The organism is Streptomyces sp. NL15-2K, assembly GCF_030551255.1.
Lineage (GTDB): Bacteria > Actinomycetota > Actinomycetes > Streptomycetales > Streptomycetaceae > Streptomyces.
In genome coordinates this window covers 2,002,382-2,022,500 of sequence record NZ_CP130630.1, presented here as the reverse complement: position 1 = coordinate 2,022,500, position 20,119 = coordinate 2,002,382, and the positions used below count along the sequence as shown (strand labels likewise).

The 20,119-nt window shown below is 67.9% G+C and carries 16 protein-coding genes, 2 rRNA genes and 1 riboswitch (1 of these 19 only partly in view); of the genes, 13 read left to right on the top strand and 5 right to left on the bottom strand.

Features of this window, described 5'->3' with window-relative positions; all coding sequences use genetic code 11:
• The 12 genes from Q4V64_RS08570 to Q4V64_RS08515 all read left to right on the top strand — a co-directional run.
• A 23S ribosomal RNA gene (locus tag Q4V64_RS08570) occupies positions 1-2,058 on the top strand (it extends 1,064 nt beyond the left edge of the window).
• 94 nt (positions 2,059-2,152) lie between these two features.
• Positions 2,153-2,269 (top strand): 5S ribosomal RNA (rrf, locus tag Q4V64_RS08565).
• Between the two features lie 109 nt (positions 2,270-2,378).
• On the top strand, positions 2,379-2,987 hold the full coding sequence (locus Q4V64_RS08560; protein WP_124443919.1) for a CDP-alcohol phosphatidyltransferase family protein: 609 nt from the start codon (positions 2,379-2,381) through the stop codon (positions 2,985-2,987).
• A 116-nt stretch (positions 2,988-3,103) separates the two neighbouring features.
• Positions 3,104-5,599, top strand: coding sequence for a mannose-1-phosphate guanyltransferase (locus Q4V64_RS08555; protein WP_124443920.1), 2,496 nt, complete (start codon positions 3,104-3,106; stop codon positions 5,597-5,599).
• 97 nt (positions 5,600-5,696) lie between these two features.
• The gene (locus tag Q4V64_RS08550) at positions 5,697-6,602 is read left to right on the top strand and encodes a DUF881 domain-containing protein (protein WP_124443921.1); all 906 of its coding nucleotides are present in this window, start codon (positions 5,697-5,699) and stop codon (positions 6,600-6,602) included.
• Positions 6,599-6,931, top strand: a complete 333-nt coding sequence (locus tag Q4V64_RS08545) for a small basic family protein (protein ID WP_003988855.1) — start codon at positions 6,599-6,601, stop codon at positions 6,929-6,931. Before Q4V64_RS08550 ends, Q4V64_RS08545 begins: the two co-directional genes overlap by 4 nt.
• Before the next feature lie 5 nt (positions 6,932-6,936).
• Complete coding sequence (locus Q4V64_RS08540; RefSeq protein ID WP_124443922.1) at positions 6,937-7,770, top strand: DUF881 domain-containing protein; 834 nt, start codon at positions 6,937-6,939, stop codon at positions 7,768-7,770.
• 61 nt (positions 7,771-7,831) lie between these two features.
• A complete protein-coding gene (locus Q4V64_RS54835; protein WP_124443923.1) occupies positions 7,832-8,791 on the top strand; it encodes an FHA domain-containing protein in 960 nt (319 codons plus the stop codon).
• A 43-nt stretch (positions 8,792-8,834) separates the two neighbouring features.
• Complete coding sequence (locus Q4V64_RS08530; RefSeq protein ID WP_124443924.1) at positions 8,835-9,572, top strand: MerR family transcriptional regulator; 738 nt, start codon at positions 8,835-8,837, stop codon at positions 9,570-9,572.
• Between the two features lie 80 nt (positions 9,573-9,652).
• A complete protein-coding gene (locus Q4V64_RS08525; RefSeq protein WP_026281837.1) occupies positions 9,653-10,126 on the top strand; it encodes a bifunctional nuclease family protein in 474 nt (157 codons plus the stop codon).
• A gap of 254 nt (positions 10,127-10,380) precedes the next feature.
• On the top strand, positions 10,381-11,025 hold the full coding sequence (locus tag Q4V64_RS08520; RefSeq protein ID WP_124443925.1) for a MerR family transcriptional regulator: 645 nt from the start codon (positions 10,381-10,383) through the stop codon (positions 11,023-11,025).
• Between the two features lie 58 nt (positions 11,026-11,083).
• A complete protein-coding gene (locus Q4V64_RS08515) occupies positions 11,084-12,466 on the top strand; it encodes a DNA polymerase IV (RefSeq protein WP_124443926.1) in 1,383 nt (460 codons plus the stop codon).
• A 242-nt stretch (positions 12,467-12,708) separates the two neighbouring features.
• On the opposite strand, the gene Q4V64_RS08510 is transcribed toward Q4V64_RS08515, so the two are convergent.
• Positions 12,709-13,080: a PRC-barrel domain-containing protein gene (locus Q4V64_RS08510; RefSeq protein WP_172629492.1), complete on the bottom strand. Its 372-nt coding sequence runs from the start codon at positions 13,078-13,080 to the stop codon at positions 12,709-12,711.
• A gap of 114 nt (positions 13,081-13,194) precedes the next feature.
• Positions 13,195-13,290, top strand: a riboswitch (glycine riboswitch).
• A 176-nt stretch (positions 13,291-13,466) separates the two neighbouring features.
• Here Q4V64_RS08510 and gcvP point away from each other — a divergent pair.
• Positions 13,467-16,352: an aminomethyl-transferring glycine dehydrogenase gene (gcvP, locus tag Q4V64_RS08505; RefSeq protein WP_124443928.1), complete on the top strand. Its 2,886-nt coding sequence runs from the start codon at positions 13,467-13,469 to the stop codon at positions 16,350-16,352.
• A gap of 72 nt (positions 16,353-16,424) precedes the next feature.
• Here the strand turns inward: gcvP and Q4V64_RS08500 are convergent, their stop codons facing one another.
• The 4 genes from Q4V64_RS08500 to modA all read right to left on the bottom strand — a co-directional run bounded on the left by Q4V64_RS08500 (position 16,425) and on the right by modA (position 20,100).
• The gene (locus Q4V64_RS08500; protein WP_124443929.1) at positions 16,425-16,844 is read right to left on the bottom strand and encodes a TOBE domain-containing protein; all 420 of its coding nucleotides are present in this window, start codon (positions 16,842-16,844) and stop codon (positions 16,425-16,427) included.
• Between the two features lie 65 nt (positions 16,845-16,909).
• Positions 16,910-17,998 carry an ABC transporter ATP-binding protein gene (locus tag Q4V64_RS08495; protein WP_124443930.1) on the bottom strand — a complete coding sequence of 363 codons (1,089 nt, stop codon included), beginning with the start codon at positions 17,996-17,998 and terminating at the stop codon, positions 16,910-16,912.
• 423 nt (positions 17,999-18,421) lie between these two features.
• Entirely contained in the window at positions 18,422-19,243 is an 822-nt protein-coding gene (locus Q4V64_RS08490) for an ABC transporter permease (protein WP_253267299.1), read from the bottom strand.
• A gap of 29 nt (positions 19,244-19,272) precedes the next feature.
• Complete coding sequence (gene modA / locus Q4V64_RS08485) at positions 19,273-20,100, bottom strand: molybdate ABC transporter substrate-binding protein (protein ID WP_124443932.1); 828 nt, start codon at positions 20,098-20,100, stop codon at positions 19,273-19,275.
• Positions 20,101-20,119 lie beyond the last annotated feature (19 nt).

Here is a 20,119-nt window from a genome sequence, read left to right as displayed (position 1 = left end):
TCCATGGTCGAGAGGGAAACAGCCCAGAGCATCGACTAAGGCCCCTAAGCGTACGCTAAGTGGGAAAGGATGTGGAGTCGCACAGACAACCAGGAGGTTGGCTTAGAAGCAGCCACCCTTGAAAGAGTGCGTAATAGCTCACTGGTCAAGTGATTCCGCGCCGACAATGTAGCGGGGCTCAAGCGTACCGCCGAAGTCGTGTCATTGCAGCATGAGCCCCAACGGGCGCTGTGATGGGTAGGGGAGCGTCGTCTGCCGGGTGAAGCAGCCGCGGAAGCGAGTTGTGGACGGTTGACGAGTGAGAATGCAGGCATGAGTAGCGATACACACGTGGGAAACGTGTGCGCCGATTGACTAAGGGTTCCTGGGTCAAGCTGATCTGCCCAGGGTAAGTCGGGACCTAAGGCGAGGCCGACAGGCGTAGTCGATGGATAACCGGTTGATATTCCGGTACCCGCTGTGAAGCGTCAAACATTGAATCCAGTGATGCTAAGCCCGTGAAGCCGTTCCGGACCCTTCGGGGAATGGAAAGTGGTGGAGCCGGTGGCCCGAGCTGGTAGTAGGTGAGTGATGGGGTGACGCAGGAAGGTAGTCCATCCCGGGCGGTGGTTGTCCCGGGGTAAGGGTGTAGGCCGGTGTGCAGGTAAATCCGTACACCGTTAAGGCTGAGACCTGATGCCGAGCCGATTGTGGTGAAGTGGATGATCCTATGCTGTCGAGAAAAGCCTCTAGCGAGTTTCATGGCGGCCCGTACCCTAAACCGACTCAGGTGGTCAGGTAGAGAATACCGAGGCGTTCGGGTGAACTATGGTTAAGGAACTCGGCAAAATGCCCCCGTAACTTCGGGAGAAGGGGGGCCATGTCCGGTGAAGGGCTTTGCGCCTGGAGCTGGGGGTGGCCGCAGAGACCAGCGAGAAGCGACTGTTTACTAAAAACACAGGTCCGTGCGAAGCCGTAAGGCGATGTATACGGACTGACGCCTGCCCGGTGCTGGAACGTTAAGGGGACCGGTTAGTCCGATTTCGGTCGGGCGAAGCTGAGAACTTAAGCGCCAGTAAACGGCGGTGGTAACTATAACCATCCTAAGGTAGCGAAATTCCTTGTCGGGTAAGTTCCGACCTGCACGAATGGCGTAACGACTTCTCGACTGTCTCAACCATAGGCCCGGTGAAATTGCACTACGAGTAAAGATGCTCGTTTCGCGCAGCAGGACGGAAAGACCCCGGGACCTTTACTACAGTTTGATATTGGTGTTCGGTTCGGCTTGTGTAGGATAGCTGGGAGACTTTGAAGCTGTCACGCCAGTGGTGGTGGAGTCGTCGTTGAAATACCAGTCTGGTCGTGCTGGATGTCTAACCTGGGTCCGTGATCCGGATCAGGGACAGTGTCTGATGGGTAGTTTAACTGGGGCGGTTGCCTCCTAAAGAGTAACGGAGGCGCCCAAAGGTTCCCTCAGCCTGGTTGGTAATCAGGTGTTGAGTGTAAGTGCACAAGGGAGCTTGACTGTGAGACCGACGGGTCGAGCAGGGACGAAAGTCGGGACTAGTGATCCGGCGGTGGCTTGTGGAAGCGCCGTCGCTCAACGGATAAAAGGTACCCCGGGGATAACAGGCTGATCTTCCCCAAGAGTCCATATCGACGGGATGGTTTGGCACCTCGATGTCGGCTCGTCGCATCCTGGGGCTGGAGTCGGTCCCAAGGGTTGGGCTGTTCGCCCATTAAAGCGGTACGCGAGCTGGGTTTAGAACGTCGTGAGACAGTTCGGTCCCTATCCGCTGTGCGCGTAGGAGTCTTGAGAAGGGCTGTCCCTAGTACGAGAGGACCGGGACGGACGAACCTCTGGTGTGCCAGTTGTTCTGCCAAGGGCATGGCTGGTTGGCTACGTTCGGGAGGGATAACCGCTGAAAGCATCTAAGCGGGAAGCCTGCTTCGAGATGAGGACTCCCACCCCCTTTGAGGGGTTAAGGCTCCCAGTAGACGACTGGGTTGATAGGCCGGATATGGAAGCACCGTAAGGTGTGGAGTTGACCGGTACTAATAGGCCGAGGGCTTGTCCTCAGTTGCTCGCGTCCACTGTGTTGGTTCTGAAACCACGAACAGCCCCGTTGCCGGGCCACACGGCGATGGTGTGGCGTTCACAGTTTCATAGTGTTTCGGTGGTTATAGCGTGAGGGAAACGCCCGGTTACATTCCGAACCCGGAAGCTAAGCCTTACAGCGCCGATGGTACTGCAGGGGGGACCCTGTGGGAGAGTAGGACGCCGCCGAACTCCTTTTAGAGCTCTGGCTCTTGGGCGCACAGCCCGAGAGCCAGAGCTTTTTTGCGTTGCGGTAAGGTCAGGGAGCATCGTTGGCACGTTTCCCACAGGAGGCTCCCGGGTGGAGGTCCAGGAGACCCGCGTACAGACGGACCGGGTCCTCACCATCCCCAACATCCTCAGCATGGCGCGGCTCGTCGGCGTGCCGGTCTTCCTGTGGCTCATCCTCCGGCCCGAGTTCGGCGGCCCCAAGAGTGATGGCTGGGCGCTGCTGGTCCTGGCTCTGAGCGGGATCAGTGACTACCTGGACGGCAAGCTCGCTCGGCGTTGGAACCAGATCAGCAGCCTTGGCCGGCTTCTGGACCCCGCGGCCGACCGCCTCTACATTCTCTCGACTTTGATCGGCCTCACCTGGCGCGAGATTCTGCCAATCTGGTTGACTGCTGTACTTTTGGCGCGAGAGCTGGTTCTGCTGGTGATGGTGGGCATCCTCAGACGTCATGGCTATCCGCCGCCGCAGGTGAACTTCCTGGGCAAGGCAGCGACGTTCAACCTGATGTATGCCTTCCCGTTGCTGTTGCTCAGTGACGGAAGTGGATGGATCTCGTCACTCGCTGCTATTTTCGGATGGGCGTTCGCCGGATGGGGTACAACGCTGTACTGGTGGGCAGGAGTTCTCTACGTCGTACAAGTCCGCCGCCTGGTTCGTGCGGACGCCATGACCGACTGACCCCCGCCGGTTGAAGCAGCTGTAGCGGCGCGATGGCCCGCGGCGGAAAAGTGCGGGACAATCTGGACGGGTGAAGTCGGCTAGACCGTCGTCTCTTAGAGGAGGACGCTTCCGACATGAAGGCCGTCGTGATGGCCGGAGGCGAAGGCACGCGCCTTCGTCCAATGACCTCAAGCATGCCCAAGCCGCTCCTGCCGGTGGCCAACCGGCCGATCATGGAGCACGTTCTGCGGCTGCTCAAAAGGCATGGGCTCAACGAGACCGTCGTTACCGTCCAGTTCCTGGCGTCACTGGTAAAGAACTACTTCGGTGACGGTGAAGAGCTCGGAATGGAGCTCAGCTATGCCAATGAGGAGAAGCCACTCGGTACCGCCGGAAGCGTCAAGAACGCCGAGGAGGCGTTGAAGGACGATGCCTTCCTTGTCATCTCCGGTGATGCCCTGACCGACTTCGATCTCACCGAGCTCATCAATTTCCACAAGGAAAAAGGTGCCCTGGTCACCGTCTGTCTGACGCGTGTGCCCAATCCATTGGAATTCGGCATCACGATCGTCGACGAGGAGGGCAAGGTCGAGCGCTTCCTGGAGAAGCCGACCTGGGGCCAGGTTTTCTCGGACACCGTGAACACGGGTATCTACGTGATGGAGCCCGAGGTCTTCGACTATGTCGAACCCGATGTGCCCGTGGACTGGTCCGGCGACGTCTTTCCTCAGTTGATGAAGGAGGGCAAGCCGGTTTACGGCTATGTGGCCGAGGGCTACTGGGAGGACGTCGGTACCCACGAGAGCTACGTGAAGGCGCAGGCCGACGTCCTGGAGGGCAAGGTCGACGTCGAGATCGACGGTTTCGAGATCTCGCCGGGTGTGTGGGTGGCCGAGGGCGCCGAGGTGCATCCGGACGCGGTTCTGCGTGGTCCTCTCTACATCGGGGACTACGCCAAGGTCGAAGCCGGCGCCGAAATCCGGGAGCACTCGGTCGTCGGCTCGAACGTCGTCGTGAAAACCGGGGCGTTTCTGCACAAGGCCGTTGTGCATGACAACGTGTACGTCGGCCAGCACAGCAATCTCCGCGGCTGTGTCGTCGGAAAGAACACCGACATCATGCGCGCGGCCCGGATCGAGGACGGCGCCGTCATCGGGGACGAGTGCTTGATCGGTGAGGAATCGATCGTTCAGGGCAACGTGCGGGTCTACCCGTTCAAGACGATCGAGGCCGGCGCGTTCGTCAACACGTCGGTCATCTGGGAGTCCAGGGGGCAGGCGCATCTCTTCGGCGCCCGCGGAGTCTCCGGGATCTTGAACGTGGAGATCACGCCCGAACTCGCCGTCCGTCTGGCCGGCGCCTACGCGACGACCCTCAAGAAGGGCTCGACCGTCACGACGGCCCGCGACCACTCCCGTGGTGCCCGTGCGCTGAAGCGGGCGGTCATCTCCGCCTTGCAGGCCAGCGCCATCGACGTACGCGACCTGGAGAACGTACCGCTGCCCGTGGCCCGGCAGCAGACCGGTCGGGGCAGTGCCGGCGGGATCATGATCCGGACCACGCCGGGCGTGCCGGACTCCGTGGACATCATGTTCTTCGACGGCAGGGGGGCCGACCTCTCCCAGGCGAGTCAGCGCAAGCTGGACCGGGTGTTCGCGCGGCAGGAGTACCGGCGGGCGTTCCCAGGCGAGATCGGGGATCTGCACTTCCCGGCCAGCGTCTTCGATTCGTACACCGGCTCGTTGTTGCGGAACGTCGATACGACGGGAATCGCCGAGTCGGGGCTCAAGGTCGTCGTCGACGCCTCGAACGGCAGCGCAGGGCTCGTGCTGCCCAGCCTGCTCGGCAAGCTCGGTGTGGACTCGCTCACCATCAATCCCGGTCTGAACGAATCGCGGCCGACGGAGACGGCCGACATGCGTCGGTCGGGGCTGGTGCGGCTCGGTGAGATCGCGGCGTCCTCGGGCGCCGCCTTCGGAGTGCGCTTCGACCCCGTCGGTGAGCGGCTGTCGCTGGTGGACGAGAAGGGCCGCATCATCGAGGACGACCGGGCGCTGCTCGTGATGCTCGATCTGGTCGCCGCGGAGCGGCGCAGCGGCCGGGTGGCTCTGCCGGTGACCACTACGAGGATCGCCGAGCAGGTGGCGGCGTATCACGGCACGCAGGTGGAGTGGACGACGACGTCTCCCGACGATCTGACCCGGGTCGGGCGCGACGACACGACCATCTTCGGCGGTGACGGCAAGGGTGGCTTCATCGTCCCCGAGTTCAGCAGTGTCTTCGACGGCGCGGCGGCCTTCGTACGGCTGATCGGGCTGGTGGCACGGACGCAGTTGACGCTCAGCCAGATCGATGCGCGGATACCGCGAGCGCACGTGCTCAAGCGTGATCTGGCGACTCCCTGGGCCGTGAAGGGGCTTGTGATGCGGCGGGTCGTGGAGGCGGCCGGAGATCGCTTCGTGGACACCACCGACGGTGTGAGGGTCGTCGAGACCGACGGGCGCTGGGTGATGGTGCTGCCCGACCCGGCCGAGGCGGTCACCCACCTGTGGGCGGAGGGGCCGGACGACGCCTCGGCGCAGGCTCTGCTCGACGAGTGGTCGGCGGTCGTGGACAGCGCCGGGCGCTGAATCACAGCACGCGCGCGTGCCGGACAGGTGTCCCCAAGGGAGCCTGTCCGGTACGTGCGCTGGGGCCATTCGGAGGTAGCGGGCGCGACGTGCGACGATGTGCGGCATGCCGCAGCAGCCCCCCGTTCGGAGCACCCCCACGCGCGCGTCGCGTCCGGACGCGTCCATGTCGCTGCTCACCAACGTCATGGACCACAGCCTCGACGACGGCTACGCCGAAGCGGCCGCCCGGAAGAGGGCCAGTGGCGACGGCGGCATGCCGAAGACTCTCAGGGCGAAGCTCGGTCTGGCCGCCGGCCTGGTGCTCGCGGCTCTGGTGGTGACCGTCGGCGCGGCACAGGCGAGGGTCGCGGCGCCCGCCGTGGCCAAGGAGCGCGAGGAACTGATCGACCGCATCGACCGGGAGACCGAGGCGGCGGACAAACTCGAGGACTCCGTCGACAAGCTGCGGGACAACGTGAGCGCGCGGCAGCGCGAGGCCCTCAAGAAGACCGGCGACAGTGACCAGACGGAGCTCTTGGGGCTTCTGGCGGGTTCGACCGAGGTGCGCGGCCCCGGCGTGAAACTGGTCGTGGACGACGCCAAGGAAGCCACCACGGAAGGTGACGGCGACCCGCGGGAGACCTCGGGGTTCTCCGACACCGGGCGGGTGCGCGACCGTGACATGCAGCGCGTGGTCAACGGCCTGTGGGAGTCGGGCGCGGAGGCCGTCTCCATCAACGGGCAGCGGTTGACGACGCTGTCGGCGATCAGGGCCGCGGGTGAGGCGATACTGGTCGACAACAAGCCGCTGGTTCCGCCGTATACGGTGCTTGCCGTGGGGGACGGCAAGGGGATGAGCGGCAGATTCCAGAACAGCGCCGACGGGCTGTATCTGCACGCGCTGCAGGAGAACTTCGGCATCCGGACCGCCATCTCCGTGGAGGACGACCTCCGGCTGCCCGCCGCACCGAGTGTGACCGTACGTACAGCACAGCAGAAAACCGAGAAGGGCACATCGTGATCGCCGTACTGGGCCTCGTCGTCGGAGTCGTGGCCGGCCTTTTGGTCCGGCCTGAGGTTCCGGCGGTCGTCGAGCCTTATCTGCCGATCGCCGTCGTGGCGGCACTCGACGCCGTCTTCGGAGGTCTGCGGGCCATGCTCGACGGCATCTTCGACGACAAGGTCTTCGTCGTGTCGTTCTTGTCGAACGTGGTCGTGGCCGCGCTGATCGTGTTCCTGGGCGACAAGCTGGGCGTGGGAGCCCAGCTGTCCACCGGTGTCGTCGTCGTCCTCGGGATCCGTATCTTCTCGAACGCCGCAGCGATCCGCCGGCACGTGTTCCGGGCGTGAGGCCGATGAGCAAGCGGGACGAGAATCCTGGCAACAGGCTGCGCAGGGAACTGCCCGAAGAGGTGCCGGCGGCGGCTTCTCCTCCGGCCGGGAACGCCTCCGATGCGGAGCCGCAGCTGACCGGCCGGCAACGTCTGGTGAAGGGGTTGTGGCCGCCGCGTGTCACGCGTGCCCAACTCATCGTCGCCGTGCTGTTGTTCGGCCTGGGGTTCGGTCTGGCCGTCCAGGTGGCGTCGAACAGTGACAGCGACAGTGCTCTACGGGGTGCGCGTCAGGAAGATCTTGTTCGCATCCTCGACGAACTGGACGACCGTACTCAGCGTCTTGAAGACGAGAAGCAGGGTCTCGAGAAGCAGCGGGACGAGCTGGAGAACAGTTCGGACCAGGCCGAAGAGGCCCGCAAGCAGACGGTCGAGAAGGAGAGGCAGCTCGGCATCCTCGCGGGAACGGTGGCCGCGCAGGGGCCCGGCATCACCATGACCATCGATGACACGAAGGGGACGGTCGAGGCGAACATGCTGCTCGACGCGGTCCAGGAACTTCGCGCGGCCGGGGCGGAGGCGATCCAGGTGAACGGCGTACGAGTCGTCGCGGGCACGTACCTGACCGACTCGGGCAAGAGCGTGAGTGTCGACGGGAACAAGATCAACGCCCCCTATCGTTTCAAGGTCATCGGCAAGCCGCAGGATCTCGAACCGGCGCTCAACATCCCTGGAGGCGTGGTGCAGACTCTTGAGAAGGAGCAGGCCACCGTGACCGTCGAGCGGTCGGACAAGATCGTCGTGGACGCCTTGCGAGCAGCGAAGCGGCCTGACTACGCTCGGTCGTCCTCCCAGTGAACCGGGGGTGCATGGGGGGCGTCCGGCCAGGGCATGAGGTTGCGGGGGGTCGGCGCACCGAATGGGTGGTGCGTGGTGGAAACTGTCTGGTGGATACGGACGTTGTGAGGATGTCCGGGTCGACCGGTGTGTTCAATCAGGGTTCGTCCTGCCCCACGGGCGGGTCTGTTTCGGTCAAGGGGAATCGCCCGTGAAGTTGTTTGCGAAGTTGTTCGGCAAGAGCGCGCGAGAGGGCAGCGACAACGCGACCGCTCGTCATCGCGCACAGCCTGACGCAGAGGGCCAGCGCCCGCTGTTCCGGGATCAGGTCGGTGGTCCGGGCGGTGACATTCCCGGAGGTCAGGGCGCGCCGTCTGTTGACCCTGCCCAGTCCGGAGGCATAGGTTTCGGGCAACCGTCAACCTCAAGTACGGGTGGAGGGTTTTCCGCAGACCCGTACGCGTCCCATGCCCCCGGGGGGCAGCCGCGGCAGGAGGATCCGTCCATGTCGGCCCTGGTGTGTACGAGGTGCGGTAACCGCAACGCGGAGAACAGCCGCTTCTGCTCCAACTGCGGCGCGCCGCTGCGGGCCGGAGCCGCGGCCGAGCGTCCGTCCGAGACGACCTCCACGATCTCCATCTCCGGACTCGAGGCCTACGACGCCGAGGCCACGGGCCAGACGCCGATTCCCATGCTCTCCCCGGAGGCGCAGGCGGCCGTCGACGCCCTGCCGCTCGGCTCGGCGCTGCTGGTGGTGCGCCGCGGGCCGAACTCGGGCAGCCGCTTCCTGCTGGACGGCGACCTGACCACGGCCGGACGTCATCCGCAGAGCGACATCTTCCTGGACGACGTGACGGTTTCCCGCCGGCATGTGGAGTTCCGCCGTGGTCCGGACGGCTCGTTCACGGTGGCCGACGTGGGCAGCCTGAACGGTACGTACGTCAACCGTGAGCGCATCGACCAGGTCGCCCTGAACAACGGTGACGAGGTGCAGATCGGCAAGTACCGGCTGGTCTTCTACGCGAGCCAGCGGGGCTACTGACCCTCTCCCGGACGCCGTCCGGGGGGACCCCCAGGGAAGGTCCATGGTTCAAACACCGAGCGGCGGTGCCGGGCACGGCATCGCCGCCGCGGACAGTGGGCTGATGAGCATCGGCACGGTGCTGAACGTGCTGCGTGAGGAGTTCCCCGAAGTCACCATCTCCAAGATCCGTTTCCTGGAGTCGGAGGGGCTCATCGAGCCGCAGCGGACCCCCTCGGGGTATCGCAAGTTCAGCGCCGAGGACGTCGAGCGCCTCGGTCACGTCCTGAGGATGCAGCGGGACCACTATCTGCCGCTCAAGGTGATCCGTGAGTACCTCGACGCCATGGAGCGCGGCGAAGCCGTACAGCTGCCGGCGCTGGGCCGCCAGCGCGACGGCGAGGCCGTTCCGGAGGCTGTCGAAGGGCCGACGGCGGTCCGGATCGGGCGGGACGAGCTGATGGCCGCCGCCGAGATCGGTGAGCAGGAGCTTCAGGAGTGGGAGTCGTACGGGCTCATCAGCCCGCTGCCGGACGGAGCGTACGACGCGGAGGCGGCCACCGTCGCCTCGCTCGTCGCCGAGCTGGGGCGATTCGGGATCGAGCCGCGGCATCTGCGCGTGATGAAGGCCGCGGCCGACCGCGAGGCGGGGCTCGTGGACCAAGTGGTCGCCCCGCTCAAGCGCCACCGCAACCCCCAGACCAGGGCGCATGCCGAGGCGCGTACGAAGGAACTGGCCGGGCTCACGGTGAAACTGCACGCCGCACTGGTACAGACCGCCCTCGGAGTGCGGCTGCCCTGAGCGGGCGTACGACGGCCGGATCGGCCACCCGTTTCCTGCTCGACTACCCAAACGTCCCGGGCACGGCCTAGGGTTGCTGTGTGAACGAGCTCGATGTCGTAGGTGTCCGGGTCGAAATGCCCTCCAACCAACCGATCGTGCTCCTGCGTGAAGTGGGAGGCGACCGTTACCTCCCCATCTGGATCGGGCCCGGGGAGGCCACGGCGATCGCCTTCGCCCAGCAGGGCATGGCTCCCGCCCGACCGCTGACCCACGACCTGTTCAAGGACGTGCTGGAGGCCGTCGGCCAGGAGCTCACCGAAGTGCGCATCACGGACCTGCGTGAGGGCGTCTTCTACGCGGAGCTGGTGTTCGCCAGTGGGGTCGAGGTGAGCGCACGGCCGTCCGACGCCATAGCGCTGGCCCTGCGCACCGGGACGCCGATCTACGGCAGTGACGGTGTGCTCGACGACGCGGGCATCGCGATTCCGGACGAGCAGGAGGACGAGGTGGAGAAGTTCCGCGAATTCCTCGACCAGATCTCTCCAGAGGACTTCGGCTCCAGCAGTCAGTGAGCCATGGGCCTGGCGGACACACGGAGTGCCGGGCCTTTCCTCGTCCGGTGGCGCCTCAAATGACGGCATTTGCCAGCGGCGCGTGAGAGCGTCCGCGGCCCCGTCCGAGCGCATTCGGCTAGCCTTTCCCCGCGGTGGGGCACGGGAAACCACTCTTAGGGTGATTATCACTCGGCGTGCCGAGTGTGGCGATCGTTGACGCACCCCTGGTGACTGCCTACCGTCGAGAAGGCAGGTCAAGGACGGAGGTCGGCGTGAGAAGCAGCGGCGACGGTACGACTGGGGGTGCCCCCGGACGCAGTCTCGGGGAGAGCGGTCCGTATCCGCTTCACGGCAGCGCGGCCGATCACGCTCCGCAGCGACCGACGGCCGTGCCGAGCAGCGGAGGGGCGACGTCCATGGCGTCCGAGCAGATCGGCTACCGCGGTCCGACGGCCTGTGCGGCCGCCGGGATCACCTACCGGCAACTGGACTACTGGGCCCGCACCGGGCTCGTCGAACCGAGCGTACGGCCCGCCCACGGGTCCGGGACGCAGCGTCTGTACAGCTTCCGGGACGTCGTCGTCCTCAAGATCGTCAAGAGGTTCCTCGACACCGGTGTGTCGCTGCAGAACATCCGCACCGCCGTCCAGCACCTCAGGGAGCGCGGCTTCCGTGACCTGGAACGCATGACGCTGATGAGCGACGGCGCCACGGTCTACGAATGCACCTCGCCCGACGAGGTCCACGCACTGCTCCAGGGCGGCCAGGGCATCTTCGGAATCGCCGTCGGTGTGGTGTGGCGGGACGTCGAGAGCGCTCTCTCGCAGCTGCACGGGGAGCGGGTCGACACCGGGGAGACCCTCGTCGGGCACAACCCCGCGGACGAGTTGGCGCGGCGGCGCAACCGGGCGGTCTGACAGCCCTCCCGGTCCGCGGGCGGGGCCATTGTCAGTGGCGTAGGGCAGCATCGGAGATGTGAGAAGCGCGCCCACGATCCTGCATCTCGACATGGATGCCTTCTTCGCCTCGGCGGAGCAGGGGTCCAAGCCGAGCCTGCGCGGGAAGGCCGTCATCGTGGGCGGGCTGGGGCCGCGTGGGGTGGTGGCCACGGCTTCGTACGAGGCACGGGTTTTCGGGGTTCACTCGGCGATGCCGATGGCTCAGGCCCGCCGGCTCGCGCCGAACGCCGCGTATCTCGTGCCGCGCTTCGCGTTCTACCGGACGATCAGCGACCAGGTGATGGGGCTGCTGCGGGCGCTGTCCCCGCTCGTGGAGCCGCTGAGCCTGGATGAGGCGTTCGTGGATCTGGAGGCCGGGGAAGCGGCCTGGGACGAGCAGTCTGCGCGGCTGGTGGGGGTGAAGCTGCGCGCCGACATACGGGCCGTCACCGGGCTGACCGGCTCGGTGGGGCTCGCCGCCTCCAAGATGCTCGCCAAGATCGCCTCGGAACAGGCCAAGCCCGACGGGCTGGTGGTGATCGAGCCGGGGACCGAGCGGGCGCTGCTCGGGCCTCTTACCGTGCGGACCCTGCCGGGGGTGGGGCCGGCGACGGGGGACCATCTGCGGCGGGCCGGGATCACCACGGTCGAGGAGATCGTGGAGGCGGGCGAGGACGAGCTCGTACGGCTGCTGGGGAAGGCCCATGGGCACGGGCTCTACACCATGGCGCTGGCGCGGGACGAGCGGCCCGTGGTGGCCGAGCGGGAGACGAAGTCGGTGTCCGTGGAGGACACCTACGACATCGACATCCACGACCGGGTCCGGGTGGGGATGGAGGTGCAGCGGCTGGCCGACCGGTGCGTGCGGCGGCTGCGGGGCGCGGGGCTGTCCGGGCGGACGATCGTGCTGAAGGTGCGGAGGTACGACTTCTCGACGCTGACCAGGTCCGAGACGTTGCGTGGGCCCACGGACGATCCGGCGGTCGTGCGTGAGGCTGCGGCCCGGCTGCTGGACTCCGTGGACACGACGGGTGGCGTACGGCTGCTGGGCGTGGGGGTCAGCGGGCTTGCCGACTACACGCAGGAGGATCTGTTCGCGCAGGCGGCGGGAGAGCGGGCGGATGCGCCCGTGGACGAGGCCGAGGATGCGCCTGTCCAGGAGCCCGAGGTGCCTGTGGAGCGGCGGTGGCCTGCGGGGCACGATGTGCGGCATGCGGAGTACGGGCATGGGTGGGTGCAGGGGAGTGGGCTGGGGAGGGTGACCGTGCGGTTCGAGACGCCTGATTCGGAGCCGGGGCGGGTGCGGACGTTTCGGGTTGACGACCCTGATCTGGAGCCGGCGGAGCCGTTGCCCTTGGTGCGGGGGAGATCTGGGGAGGGTGGGGTTGTGGTGGACGGCGGTGGGGTGCGTTCGGGTTAGGGGGCCTGGGGGCGCGTCGCGCGCAGCCCGGCGTCGGCGCCGCCCGCGCCCGGCCGGGGGCGCAGGTTGTGGCTGTGTTGGAGGGGCTGGTCGGACGCGCAGGGTCTGGGAGAGGGGAAAAGGCTGGTCCAGCAGCGTGGATGTGGCTGAGCCGTGTACGCGGATGTGGGTGGGAGGTCGTGGCCTGGACGCTGTGGCGGCTTGTGGTGGATGTGGCTGAGCGGTTCTCGGGCGGTCGGGCGTCAGGATTCGTCCGTGCCTGCCACTTTGCCGAAGTCGTGGTCCGGGAGCGTGCGGGGAGCGGCCACGTCGAGGCCGTAGTGGTGGTAGAGCTGGAGTTCCTGTTCCGGGGAGAGGTGGCGGCCCACGCCGAAGTCGGGGGCGTCCTTGATCAGGGCGCGGTCGAAGGGGACGTGCAGGGTGCCCTCTCTCAGCTCGCTGGGCTCCAAGGGGACGAAGGCGTCCCTGCTGAACAGGCCGGTGCGTATGGCCGCCCACTCGGGAACGCCGGTCGCGTCGTCGAGGTAGATCTCGTCGATCGTGCCGATCTTGGTGCCATTGCGGTCGAACACCTTGCGGCCTATCAGGTTGCGCGGATCGATGTCGGTCTGCACGGGCCCTCCACTTGGTCGCAACTCATCCGTAAGCACTACGAAAGAGCACATTGGTGAGCGTGGCCACTCGAGGGATCGTGCGTCGACCTCGCTGGTACGCTGGCAAGCGGCTGCTGACCCTGTGCGGGAGAGTCCTCCAGACATCATCGGAGGCGCCGAAGGAGCAAATCCTCCCCGGAATCTCTCAGGCCCACGTACCGCACGGACGAGGTCACTCTGGAAAGCAGGGCGGGTGTCGACGGCTTCCGCTCTCACCGACGGTGCAAGCCGGGAGCTCTCGGGCGCCCCGGTGAAGCTCTCAGGTTGAGATGACAGAGGGGGAGGCCGTCCGGGTACCCGCGCCGTGGTGCCCCTCGCAGGTCGCGTCAGACCAGGAGGCCTCCGCAATGACCGCCCACCGCATTTCGCTCTCCGAGCTCGAGCAGGGAATCCCCTTCGAACAGCGCCACATAGGGCCTGACCAGGAAGCGCGGGCGAAGATGCTCGCCCAGGTCGGTTACGCCTCGCTCGACGAGCTCACCGCCGCCGCGGTGCCGGACGTGATCAAGAACGCCGATGCGCTGGACCTCCCGGGCGCGCGCACCGAGGCCGAGGTGCTGGCCGAGCTGCGTTCGCTGGCGGACCGGAACCAGGTCCTCGACTCCATGATCGGGCTGGGGTACTACGGGACCTTCACCCCGCCCGTCATCCTGCGCAATGTGATGGAGAATCCGGCCTGGTACACGGCTTACACGCCGTATCAGCCCGAGATTTCACAGGGGCGGCTCGAAGCCCTGCTGAACTTCCAGACCATGGTCGCCGACCTCACCGGGCTGCCGACCTCCGGTGCCTCGCTGCTCGACGAGAGCACGGCCGCCGCCGAGGCCATGGCGCTGTCCCGGCGCATGGGCAAGAACAAGAAGGGCCTGTTCCTGGTCGACGCGGACGCGCTGCCGCAGACCATCGCCGTGATCGAGACCCGTGCCGAGCCGACCGGGGTCGAGGTCGTCGTCGCCGACCTGAGCGAGGGGATTCCGGCCGAGGTCGCCGGGCGGGAGATCAACGGCGTGCTGATCCAGTACCCGGGCGCCTCCGGGGCCGTACGCGACATCGAGCCGCTGATCGAGCAGGCTCATGAGCTCGGCGCCCTCGTCACCGTCGCCGCCGATCTGCTCGCGCTCACGCTGCTGAAGTCCCCGGGGGAACTCGGTGCGGACATCGCGGTCGGAACGACCCAGAGGTTCGGCGTGCCGATGGGATTCGGCGGGCCGCACGCCGGATACATGGCCGTGCGGGAGAAGTTCGCGCGCAGCCTGCCCGGGCGGCTCGTGGGAGTGTCCGTGGACGCCGACGGGCACAAGGCGTACCGGCTCGCCCTGCAGACGCGTGAGCAGCACATCCGCCGGGAGAAGGCGACCAGCAACATCTGCACCGCGCAGGTGCTGCTCGCCGTGATGGCCGGCATGTACGCCGTCTACCACGGGCCCGAGGGTCTGCGGACCATCGCGCGGCGGACGCATCGGTATGCCGCGATCCTTGCCGCGGGGCTGACCGCCGGTGGGGTCGACGTCGTGCACGGGTCCTACTTCGACACGCTGACCGCCCGCGTGCCCGGGAAGGCGGCCCAGGTCGTCGCCGCCGCTCGCGAGAACGGTGTCAACGTGCGGCTCGTGGACGCCGATCACGTGTCCCTCGCCTGCGACGAGACCACCACGCGGGCCCAGCTGGCCGCCGTATGGACCGCGTTCGGGGTCGAGAGCGACATCGAGGCGCTCGACGCGGCGACGGAGGAGACGCTTCCGGATGCGCTGCTGCGCGCCGACGAGTACCTCGCGCACCCCGTTTTCCACCAGCACCGCTCCGAGACCGCGATGCTGCGCTACCTGCGTCGCCTCGCCGACCGTGACTACGCGCTCGACCGCGGCATGATCCCGCTGGGCTCCTGCACGATGAAGCTCAACGCGACCACCGAGATGGAGCCCGTCACCTGGCCAGAGTTCGGGCAGCTGCACCCCTTCGCGCCCGCCGAGCAGGCGCAGGGCTACCTCACGCTCATCCGTGAGCTGGAGGAACGTCTCGCCGAGGTCACCGGCTACGACAGCGTGTCCCTGCAGCCCAACGCCGGGTCGCAGGGTGAGCTGGCCGGGCTGCTCGCCGTACGCGGATATCACCGGGCCAACGGAGACGAGCAGCGGACCGTGTGTCTGATTCCGTCGTCCGCGCACGGGACCAACGCCGCCAGCGCCGTGATGGCCGGGATGAAGGTCGTCGTCGTGAAGACCGCCGAAGACGGCGAGATCGACGTCGACGATCTGCGGGCGAAGATCGAGCAGTACCGCGACGAACTGTCGGTGCTGATGATCACGTATCCCTCGACGCACGGGGTGTTCGAGGAGCACGTCGCCGACATCTGTGCCCAGGTGCACGAGGCGGGCGGGCAGGTCTACGTCGACGGCGCCAACCTCAACGCCCTGGTGGGGCTGGCCAAGCCGGGGCACTTCGGCGGTGACGTCTCCCACCTCAACCTGCACAAGACCTTCTGCATCCCGCACGGCGGCGGCGGTCCGGGCGTCGGCCCGGTCGGGGTGCGCGCGCACCTGGCGCCGTATCTGCCGAACCACCCGCTGCAGCCCGCGGCCGGTCCTGAGACGGGGGTCGGGCCGATCTCGGCCGCGCCGTGGGGTTCCGCCGGGATCCTGCCGATCTCGTGGGCGTACGTGCGGCTCATGGGCGGCGAAGGGCTGAAGCGGGCCACGCAGGTGGCGGTGCTCAGCGCGAACTACATCGCCAAGCGGCTGGAGCCGCACTACCCGGTGCTCTACACCGGTCCGGGCGGGCTGGTCGCGCACGAGTGCATCATCGACCTGCGGCCGCTGACCAAGGCGACCGGCGTGAGCGTCGACGACGTCGCCAAGAGGCTCATCGACTACGGGTTCCACGCGCCGACGATGTCCTTCCCGGTGGCCGGCACGCTGATGATCGAGCCGACCGAGTCCGAGGACCTGATCGAGCTGGACCGGTTCTGCGAGGCCATGATCGCCATCCGCGCGGAGATCGAGAAGGTCGGCTCCGGGGAGTGGCCCGCAGACGACAACCCGCTGCGGGGTGCCCCGCACACCGCCGCCGCGCTGGGCGGGGAGTGGGAGCACGCGTACCCGCGCGAGGAGGCCGTCTTCCCGGCCGGTGTCTCGGCCGCGGACAAGTACTGGCCGCCGGTGCGCCGTATCGACCAGGCCTTCGGTGACCGGAACCTGGTCTGCTCCTGCCCGCCGCTGGACGCGTACGAGGACTGAGACGCGGCGCGGACAGAGGCGTTCGGGTGGTCGCCGGGTTTGGATGGTTCCGGGTTCAGGTAGTCGCCGGGTTCAGGCACTCGCCAGGGCGACCTCGGTCGACTTGATCAGGGCGACCACCGGGACGCCCGTCGAGAGGCCGAGGTCGGTGACCGCGTCGTTGGTGATCGCGGCGGTCAGCTCGCCGTCCTCGATGCCGATCCTGACGGTGGCCATGGCGCCGCCGGTGGCGATGTCGGTGACCGTGCCCGGGAGTTGGTTGCGGATCGACAGGCCCTCGACCGGGGCGGTGGCGAGGGAGACCTCCGTCGACTTCACCAGCGCGCGTACGGCCGACCCGGTGCCGAGGCCGAGGTCGTCGGCCGCCTCCCGGGTGATCGCCGCGGTGAGGTCCTGGCCGCCGGTCAGGCGGACCTTGACCGTTGCCATGACCTCGCCCGGGGTGACGGCGGCGACGGTGCCGGGGAGCTGGTTGCGGATGCTCAGGCTCATGGGGGCCTCGCTGAGGATGGGGGTGGTCCTGGGGTCCGGGGCTCCACCGTAGCCGCCGCCGGGTCTTATGCCGGGTATGCGTGTGTCTGCGTCGCCTTGACCGCCGCCCAGACCGGTGCGCCCGGGTGCAGGTCGAGTTCGGCCGCGGCGACCGTGGTGAGGTCGGCGGCGAGGGCGAGCTCGCCGGTGAGGTCCGCGCGGATCTGGTCGCCGTGGGTCTCCAGGCCGGCCACCTCGCAGCGCCAGAGGTTGCGGGCGCTGGAGCCGGTCGGCCTGTCGCGGTAGAGGGTCACGGCTCCCGGAGGGAACGCGACGAAGACCGGGCCTGCGAGGTCTTCCGTGGTGGTGATGGCGGGGCCGGCGTCGAGTCGGACGGTGTGGCCGTCGGCCTGCCCCTTGTAGAGGTTGAGGCCGACCAGCTGCGCGATGTAGTCGGTGCGCGGGTGGCGGGCGATGTCGGCGGGCGTGCCCTCCTGGACGATCCTGCCGTGTTCGACGACCACCAGCCGGTCGGCCAGCACCATGGCGTCCAGCGGGTCGTGCGTGACCAGGACGGCGACGGCCTCGAACTCGGCCAGGTGGCGGCGGAGTCGGGCCCGTACCTCCAGGCGGGTGCGGGCGTCCAGGGCGGCGAGCGGTTCGTCGAGGAGGAGCAGGCGGGGGCGGGTGGCCAGGGCGCGGGCGAGGGCCACGCGCTGGGCTTGGCCGCCGGAGAGCCTGCGGGGCTTGGCGCCGGCGTGTTCGGCCAGGCCCATGCGGTCCAGCCACTCGGCGGCCTGGGCGCGGGCCTCGGCCTTGGTGGCGCCCTGGCAGCGCGGGCCGAAGGCCACGTTGTCGAGGGCGGTGAGGTGGGGGAAGAGCAGGTAGTCCTGGAAGACGACGCCGACGGGGCGGGACTCGGGGGGTTTACGGTCCAATGCGGTGCCGTCAAGACGCAGATGGCCGCCGGTGAGCGGGACGAGACCGGCGAGTGCGCGCAGGGCGGTGGTCTTGCCCGCGCCGTTCGGGCCGAGGAGGGCTACGACGTCGCCGGGGGCGGCGGTCAGGGTGATGTCGAGGCGGAAGGTGCCGTGGTCTACGACTAGCCGGGCGTCGAGGCCGTCGCTGGTGCGGTCGGAGGGGGCGTCGGCTGTGGTGTCGTCGAGGTCGGTCATGAGGTGGGGGTCCTGGAGCGGGGTTGGTTGTGGCGGCGTGTGGTGTGGGGAGCGGGGGTTGGGGGTTGGGGGTTGGGAGGTGCTTCGTACGTTCGTTGCGTGGGCGGGGTTGGCGCCGGGGATTTCTGTGGACCGTGTTCATGCGTGCAGCGGGGTGGGTGCCGGCCGGGGGTGGGTCGCGCGGCCCGGCGCTGGCGGGGTGCCGGCTGCGCCCACCCGTGCCGCCCCAGGCGGCACGAATGCCCGCAGCCTGACGGGGTGGTTGGGCGGGGCTGTCCGCGGTCTGGCGGGGTGGTTGGGCGCGGCTGTCCGCAGTCTGACGGAGTGGTTGGGCGCGGCTGTCCGTGGTTTGGCGGGGTGGCCAGGCGTGCGGCTGCCGTCGGCTCGATGCGTCGGTTGCCTGTGAGGTTGTGCGGCTGGGGCTCATGGCGCTGTCATCCAGCGGTCCCGCAGTCCCGCCAGCACCGCGATCGAGACCGCCAGGAGTACCAGGCTGAGGGCGATCGCGGCCGCGGGGTCGTTCTGCAGGGCCAGGTAGACCGCGAGGGGCATGGTCTGCGTGCGGCCGGGGAAGTTGCCCGCGAAGGTGATCGTCGCCCCGAACTCGCCCAGCGCCCGCGCCCAGGCCAGCACCGAGCCCGCCGCGATCCCCGGCGCGATCAGCGGCAGCGTGACGCGGCGGAACGCGGTGAAGCGGGAGGCGCCCAGCGTGGTGGCCGCCTCCTCGTAGCGCGGGTCGGCGGCGCGCAGGGTGCCCTCCACGCTGATGACGAGGAACGGCATCGCCACGAAGGTCTCCGCCAGGACGACGCCCGTCGTGGTGAAGGGAAGGGTGATCCCGAACCAGGAGTCCAGCCACTGTCCGACGACGCCGTTGCGGCCGAGCGCGAGCAGCAGGGCCACGCCGCCGACCACGGGGGGCAGGACGAGGGGCAGGGTCACCAGGGCGCGGACCAGACCGCGGCCGGGGAAGTCGGTGCGCGCCAGGAGCCAGGCCAGTGGGACGCCGATGACCAGGCTGAGGGTGGTCGCCGCCGTGGCGCACACCAGGGACAGGCGCAGCGCCTCCCAGACCTCGGCGCTGGTCAGCTGCTCGGGCAGGTTGCGCCAGGGGGCCCGTACGAGCAAGGCGATCAGCGGCAGGAGGAGGAACGCCAGGCCCACGAGGGCGGGGACCAGGAGGGGCAGCGGCACGCCTCGGCCACCGCCCGTCCGGACACGCCGACGCCGCGGTCCACCCGGCAGGGCGACGGTGTCGGTCTTGTCGGGCCCGGTCACGGCTTGAGGAACCCCGCCTCGGTCAGGACTTTCTGGCCCCCGGCGGACTTCACCAGCTCGATGAAGGCCTTCGCCGTGGTGGGGTTGGGGGCGTTCTTGAGGAGGGCGATCGGGTAGTCGTTGACGGCCTCGGCCGATTCGGGGAAGTCCACGCCCTGCACCTTGTCGCCCGCCGCCTTCACGTCCGTCTTGTAGACGACGGCGGCGTCGGCCTCCTTCAGCTCGACCTTCGTCAGGGCGCTTTTGACGTCCTGCTCGTACGAGACCGGCGTGAGTTCGAGGCCACTGGCTTCCAGGGCGGTCTGGGCGGCGGAGCCGCACGGCACCGTCTTGTCGCACAGCACGACCTTCAGGCCCGATTTGGTGAGGTCCTTCAGGGAGGCGACCTTGTCGGGGTTGCCGGGCAGGGTGGCGATCTCCAGCTGGTTGCGGACGAAGGTGGCCGGTGTGCCGGCCGCGTCCTTCTTGTCCGTCACGATCGCCATCGTCTTGGTGCTGGCCGCGGCGAAGACGTCGGCCGGGGCGCCGCCGGTGATGCTCGCGGCGAGCGTGTCGCTGCCGCCGAAGTTGAAGACCACCTTGGTGCCCGGGTGCTCCTTCTCGAACTCCTTGCCCAGGGTCGTGAAGCTCTCCTGGAGCGAGGCGGCCGCGAAGACGGTCACTGTGCCGGAGAGTTTCGCCGAGGAGCCGGAGACGGCGGTGTCGGACCCCGTGCTGGAAGAGCCGGTCGAGGAGGAGCAGGCGCTCAGGGCCAGCAGCGCCGCGGCTCCCGCGCCGGCCGCCTGCAGGATCCGGCGGGTCCGGTGCGCGGTACGGGTCGTCACGGGCTGCTCCCTCGGTCTG

What these genes read in the sequence shown, in the direction of transcription:
- Q4V64_RS08555 (WP_124443920.1), top strand. Translation starts at nt 3,104, where the DNA reads ATGAAGGCCGTCGTGATGGCCGGAGGCGAAGGCACGCGCCTTCGTCCA.
- Q4V64_RS08550 (WP_124443921.1), top strand. Translation starts at nt 5,697, where the DNA reads ATGTGCGGCATGCCGCAGCAGCCCCCCGTTCGGAGCACCCCCACGCGC.
- Q4V64_RS08540 (WP_124443922.1), top strand. Translation starts at nt 6,937, where the DNA reads ATGAGCAAGCGGGACGAGAATCCTGGCAACAGGCTGCGCAGGGAACTG.
- Q4V64_RS54835 (WP_124443923.1), top strand. Translation starts at nt 7,832, where the DNA reads ATGGGTGGTGCGTGGTGGAAACTGTCTGGTGGATACGGACGTTGTGAG.
- Q4V64_RS08530 (WP_124443924.1), top strand. Translation starts at nt 8,835, where the DNA reads ATGGTTCAAACACCGAGCGGCGGTGCCGGGCACGGCATCGCCGCCGCG.
- gcvP (WP_124443928.1), top strand. Translation starts at nt 13,467, where the DNA reads ATGACCGCCCACCGCATTTCGCTCTCCGAGCTCGAGCAGGGAATCCCC.
- Q4V64_RS08500 (WP_124443929.1), bottom strand. Translation starts at nt 16,844, where the DNA reads ATGAGCCTGAGCATCCGCAACCAGCTCCCCGGCACCGTCGCCGCCGTC.
- Q4V64_RS08495 (WP_124443930.1), bottom strand. Translation starts at nt 17,998, where the DNA reads ATGACCGACCTCGACGACACCACAGCCGACGCCCCCTCCGACCGCACC.